This is a genomic window from Microcoleus sp. OTE_8_concoct_300, assembly GCF_031383065.1.
GTDB lineage: Bacteria > Cyanobacteriota > Cyanobacteriia > Cyanobacteriales > Microcoleaceae > Microcoleus.
On record NZ_JANMZH010000460.1, the window covers coordinates 1 to 5,356 of the forward strand.

Annotated in this window: 8 protein-coding genes; 4 read left to right on the forward strand and 4 right to left on the reverse strand. The window is 46.0% G+C overall.

Annotated elements, in window-relative coordinates; all coding sequences use genetic code 11:
- Positions 1-403: 403 nt before the first annotated feature.
- The 3 genes from ACUVJL_RS20850 to coaBC all read left to right on the forward strand — a co-directional run bounded on the left by ACUVJL_RS20850 (position 404) and on the right by coaBC (position 2,745).
- The gene (locus tag ACUVJL_RS20850; RefSeq protein ID WP_445247586.1) at positions 404-1,027 is read left to right on the forward strand and encodes an alpha/beta hydrolase; all 624 of its coding nucleotides are present in this window, start codon (positions 404-406) and stop codon (positions 1,025-1,027) included.
- Positions 1,028-1,072: 45 nt separating this feature from the next.
- The gene (gene isiD, locus ACUVJL_RS20855) at positions 1,073-1,285 is read left to right on the forward strand and encodes a protein IsiD (RefSeq protein WP_106150386.1); all 213 of its coding nucleotides are present in this window, start codon (positions 1,073-1,075) and stop codon (positions 1,283-1,285) included.
- A gap of 260 nt (positions 1,286-1,545) precedes the next feature.
- Positions 1,546-2,745 carry a bifunctional phosphopantothenoylcysteine decarboxylase/phosphopantothenate--cysteine ligase CoaBC gene (coaBC, locus tag ACUVJL_RS20860; protein ID WP_445247587.1) on the forward strand — a complete coding sequence of 400 codons (1,200 nt, stop codon included), beginning with the start codon at positions 1,546-1,548 and terminating at the stop codon, positions 2,743-2,745.
- Between the two features lie 235 nt (positions 2,746-2,980).
- On the opposite strand, the gene ACUVJL_RS20865 is transcribed toward coaBC, so the two are convergent.
- The 4 genes from ACUVJL_RS20865 to ACUVJL_RS20880 are packed head-to-tail and all read right to left on the reverse strand — an operon-like array spanning position 2,981 to position 4,381.
- A complete protein-coding gene (locus ACUVJL_RS20865) occupies positions 2,981-3,352 on the reverse strand; it encodes a helix-turn-helix domain-containing transcriptional regulator (RefSeq protein WP_445247581.1) in 372 nt (123 codons plus the stop codon).
- Positions 3,339-3,683 (reverse strand): type II toxin-antitoxin system RelE/ParE family toxin, encoded by a 345-nt coding sequence (locus ACUVJL_RS20870; RefSeq protein WP_445247582.1) that lies wholly within the window; start codon positions 3,681-3,683, stop codon positions 3,339-3,341. The genes ACUVJL_RS20865 and ACUVJL_RS20870 overlap by 14 nt, the downstream gene beginning before the upstream one ends.
- A 4-nt stretch (positions 3,684-3,687) precedes the next feature.
- A complete protein-coding gene (locus tag ACUVJL_RS20875) occupies positions 3,688-4,065 on the reverse strand; it encodes a helix-turn-helix domain-containing transcriptional regulator (protein ID WP_445247583.1) in 378 nt (125 codons plus the stop codon).
- Entirely contained in the window at positions 4,037-4,381 is a 345-nt protein-coding gene (locus ACUVJL_RS20880; protein ID WP_445247584.1) for a type II toxin-antitoxin system RelE/ParE family toxin, read from the reverse strand. Before ACUVJL_RS20880 ends, ACUVJL_RS20875 begins: the two co-directional genes overlap by 29 nt.
- Positions 4,382-4,532: 151 nt before the next feature.
- Here ACUVJL_RS20880 and ACUVJL_RS20885 point away from each other — a divergent pair, with 151 nt between their 5' ends.
- Positions 4,533-5,003, forward strand: a complete 471-nt coding sequence (locus ACUVJL_RS20885) for a hypothetical protein (RefSeq protein WP_445247585.1) — start codon at positions 4,533-4,535, stop codon at positions 5,001-5,003.
- The last annotated feature ends 353 nt before the right edge of the window (positions 5,004-5,356 follow it).

Sequence of the window (5,356 nt, forward strand, 5' to 3'; positions counted from 1 at the left end):
CGTCCTTTTTGGACGGGCGGGACGCCCATCCCACAAACTTGTGGAAGTTATTTAATTCTCATTCCTTAGTTTAGCAAAGGTGCACATTAAGCTGTTCGGGATTTAAATTGTATGTCAAAAAACAATAAAACTCTTGTGGGGTGTCCCGCCCGCCCCGAATATGCAATTTAAATGCGCGACAGCTTACTATTTAGGTAAGGTGCGCAATCCGCACCCTATTTGGGAAAAATGCGGATAGCGCCTTCTACTGTTAACAGTTAAGAGTCAGCAGTTAACAGTTAGAGTTATTGGCTTGGCAAGTGCTAATTTCGAGTCAAATATCGCCCCAAACAAATATCTTGGGTTTGACCCACCGCGACATTTTATAATTGTAGCAATGCCAGATTACCAATTACTAACCACGATGTCTTTACAATTTATTAGCATTCCGCCAACAACCGCTAGCAAACCTGTCGCTTTGATTGTCGCTTTGCACGGATGGGGTGCTAATGCTCGGGATTTGACTTCTTTAGCACCGGCTTTCAATTTGCCGGATTATCAGTTTGTGTTTCCCGATGCCCCGTTTCCCCATCCCCAGGTAATGGGCGGCAAAGCGTGGTATGACCTTCAAAGCGAAGACCCTCAGGGATTGGTAAAAAGCCGGCAATTGCTGAGGGAATTTTTGCTGTCTTTGGAAAGCAGCACGGGCGTGCCTTTGTCTCGCACAATTTTAGGTGGCTTTTCTCAAGGCGGAGCGATGACTCTAGATGTGGGATTGACTTTGCCTGTAGCCGGTTTAATTTGTCTGAGCGGTTATTTACACCCGATTTCGCCAGTTGCTGGGAGTGCTTTGCCACCTGTTTTAATCGTGCACGGTACTCAAGATACTATTGTCCCCGTTAGTGCTGCTGTGCGATCGCGCGACAGTTTGACTGCTTGGGGAGCTGCGGTGCAGTATCGAGAATTTATCATGGGACACGAGATTCGGCCCGAAGTTATAGATTTAATGCGAAGTTTTGTTGTAGAAACTGTGTCGAAATCCGATTAAAGGCTTAGGATATAGTATGGCGGAAGTCTCGGGCAGGGGAAAAAAATGAAAACTTTAACCAAAGCATCGCGCGATATTGCTGTACTTACTTCTCAGGACGTGGCAGAATTGGCTGTCCGTTTGGAAGTGGACGATTATACAGATCCTTTTGAGGGATTGAATGATTGGCATTTGCTGCGCTCGCTTGCCTTTCAGCGGCCGGAGATGGTTGAACCTTATCTCCACCTTCTGGATATGGAAGCCTACGACGAAGCATAGGCTTAAAAATCTAGCTTAAAAATTTCGACGGAATTGAGGAAGAAGTTAGCAGCATATTTTGTTGCGGATTGAACAGATAAGTTATGGATTTTTGTCTGTTTTCATCTCAACTTCTTTCTTGATTCTTTTTTATGAGAAGATAAATCTCTTGCATAAATCTTTGATTGATACCGAAACCGCAGATGCAAGGCGGATAAACACAGATAAACGCAGATAATTTCAAGAATTGAGAGCGAATGAATGCAATCTTGTCTAATGACATGAAAGGCAGACGAATTTTAATCGGCGTTAGTGGCGGGATTGCGGCTTACAAAGTTTGCGAAGTAGTTTCCACTTTAGCGAAAGCTGGAGCTGAAGTTAAAGCTATTCTTACTGATGCGGCCGGGGAGTTTGTGACGCCTTTGACTTTTGCTACTCTCTGTCGCCATCCTGCTTTTACTGACAAAGATTTTTGGCAACCTTCTCACGGGCGCCCCCTGCATATTCAACTGGGAGAATGGGCGGAAGTTTTTGTTATTGCTCCCCTGACGGCTAATACTTTGGCTAAGTTGGCGGGGGGTTTTGCTGATAATTTGCTGACTAATACTGTCTTAGCTTCTAATTGCCCTATTTTGCTGGCACCGGCGATGAATACGGATATGTGGGAACAGCCGGCGGTGCAGCGGAATTGGCGGGAAGTGTTGATTTATCGGCGCTATCATGCCCAGAATCCGGGGGCGGGAATGCTGGCGTGCGATCGCGCGGGTGTCGGCCGCATGGCAGAACCTTGTGAGATTTTGCCTCATATTGAATCGCTGTTGTATACGAAGGGCGATCGAGATTTAGCGGGCTTTCGGGTGTTGATCAGTGCGGGAGGAACGCGGGAACACCTCGATCCGGTGAGGTTTATCGGCAATCCTTCCAGTGGCAAAATGGGTATAGCTTTGGCGCAAGCTGCCGGGCACCGTGGCGCGACAGTGACGCTGGTACACAGTATAACTGGCGAATTGCCGCTCTCAGGTGTGCGGGCGATCGCAGTTGCCAGTGCACAAGAAATGCGGCAGGCGATGCTGCAATGCTTTCACGATGCGGATTTGACGGTGATGGCCGCGGCGGTAGCGGATGTGAAACCGGCCGAGTACAGTAGTGAGAAATTGCCGAAGCGATCGCTCCCGAATTGTTTGCCTTTGGCACCGGTAGCGGATATTGTGGCAGAGTTGGGAAAATTGAAACAGCCCCACCAAAAATTAATCGGGTTTGCAGCACAAACTGGGGATATTGTCAAGCCTGCTTTGGAGAAATTGCGGGCGAAGAAACTGGATGTAATTGCGGCCAACCCGATCGATCAAATAGGTGCCGGTTTCGGCAGCAATACCAATCAAGCAATATTAATTAATGCCGCCGGAAAGCAAGTTGAAATTGCACCTTGCAGCAAGCTAGAAATGGCTCACCGGTTGTTAGATTTTGTGATGGAGGGGTGAGGGCGAGGGAACTGCGATGATGTTACTAATTGCAGATTTGTCGTTGGGCGGGGCGGGTTTTTGAGATGGTAGGTTTCTAACATAAATGGTTGGTGAAACCCGCCCCTACGATGGCCTGTAGGGGCGGGTTTTACAAATAATATTTGAGGCCCGCCAACAATTTATATAAACCCGCCCCCACACAACCGATAATCTAGATTAACCTTTACTGCGATAGAAATAAGGCTACAATCTGCTAGAATTTAGCAGGTTCGGGCGATAATTCGGATTCCTCAATCTCCCTTGATTCCGAGTCAGCGGGCAAGTCAGTATCTGCGACAGTAATTTCTAGTTTAAATCCTAAGGCTTCGAGCAATTCTACCAAACTGTAAATTTCCGAACCGCCGCTTTCAGTCAGCATCTTGTCGAGTTTTTCGTGATGTTCTTTTGCTGACTCCGAAAGAGCATTCATCCTGATTCGAGCCTCAATTACCTTTCTGATGGCATTTCTCAGGAGTACGGGTTCAGGGTCTTTTTCTTCCAAGATAGCCCCGATAAAACCAGCAGCTTCTTCAGGATCTTTGAGAGATTCAATTAGGTACTCGCGGTAGCTATCACTCGTAGGCATTTTCACGTTTTTCATAATCTGTCCAGTATTCTATAGCTTGTCGAATGTCCTGTTCTTGGGTGCTTTTATCCCCAGCTATGAGGATTACCACAATTGTCAAGCCGACTTGTCCGAAGTAGAGACGGTAGCCCGGGCCATAATTAATTCTGAGTTCAAAAACTCCTTGTCCCACTGACTTGAAATCTCCGAGATTGCCTTGCTCAACTCGGTCAAGCCTAGATTTGATTCTAACTCTAACATTCCGATCGCGGAGGGAATCAAGCCACTCGGTGAATGGTGCCCTACCCTCTAGTGTAGTGTAACGTCGAATTTCTCTCGGTTGTACTTCCATAATTTTATCGCAGTCGATCGGCAATTTCTATCGTAGGGCGATCCGTAGTACATTCTGCAGACAACTCAATATCAGCTATATTAATTCCTAGTTTAAATCCTAATGCTTCGAGCAGTGCTACCAAACTATAGATTTCCGAACCTGCACTTTCGGTCAACATCTTGTCAAGCTTTTCCCATTGAAGTTGAGCTGACTCTGATAAATTATTGAACTTTAGCCGAGAATCTACAACATCTTTGAGTACCATTTGGAGCAATTTCGGTTCATCGCTGGCTTCTGTCAATGTCACCTCGATATAACCTGCTGCTTCTTGGGCATTTCTCAGAGATTCGATCAGAAATTCTTGGTAACTCCTACTCGTTGGTGCTTTCACGTCTTTCATAGTCTCTCCAATATTGAATAGCTTTGCCAATATCTCGCTCTTGAGTGCTCTTATCTCCACCTATTAGCAGAAGTACAATTGTCAGCCCGACTTGTCCAAAGTAAAGCCGATATCCAGGGCCAAAGTCAATTTTGAGTTCAAAAACTCCTTCTCCGACGGACTTACAATCTCCTAGATTACCAGTCATGACTCGCTTAAGCCTTAACCGAATCCTATTTTTGCCTTTGGTATCCCGGAGCGAGTTATACCAATCTTCAAAAGGATTTGTCCCATCTGCTCTCAGGTAGTTGCGAATTTCCCTGGGTTGTAATTCCATGATTTTATCGTACTTGATTAACAATTTCTATCGTAAGCGCGATCGACAAAGCATTAAGTCGGCAAATCATACTTAAGACAGAGGTATTAGATAGACAAAATAGTAAACCTTGTTTGAGGAAACAAAGTTTAAATCAAACAGGGCATTGTGAATGAATTTTAAATCGATCGCACAAACCAATCTACTATTCGGCAGCCTGATAATTAGCCTCGGATTGCAAGCACTTCCAGCAGCAGCGCAACCAGTCACCGACGCGCAAGTTTCCGCCCTCGTAGAAGCGCTGCGACACGCCGCCCCGCCACAAACCGCAAATGACGGAATGTACAGTCAGTGGCAAGTTTTACCCAACAATATTTCCCGCTGGGCACAATTCTGTACCAAACAAGCTTTAACACCCCAACAATTTGAGGCCGACGCGACAAAAGCCAAATCAATTGTTACCTGTATCGTAGGCGATTTGCTGCGCGACGAATACAAAGCTAGCAGCAACAATGAATTAACCGCTGTACGCCGCGCCGCTTGCTGGTGGATGACAGGGGAATCCGCAGCTTGTAAAAGTGGCACAACAGCTACTTATGCCGATAAAGTTATCAGCGTTTACCAGCAGCAACCTAAAAAGTAAAGTTTGTGCAGGCGGAATTTAGATTTTTTTGACCGCAGCCGCTACATTTTAGGGAATACCGGGACTCGGAATAGTAAGTTATATCAAATCCGGTAGCATCGGAATTATTCATCTCTGTATTCTCTCCCTCTGCGTTCTCTGCGCCCTCTGTGGTTAAATCATTCCGATGCAACCGGAAACGATATTAAATACTGGCGCAAATGACTGCTGACAAATTGCAGCATCGGTGCATTGTCAAGCGTTATTTTGATGCACGGCTGATGGATTGAATTGAGTTGTCATTTGATGCACTTTGGTTATATTAGTGGACGTGTTTTGAGATGCTCTGCCCTCTTCTCAAGGGCGCGATCGCC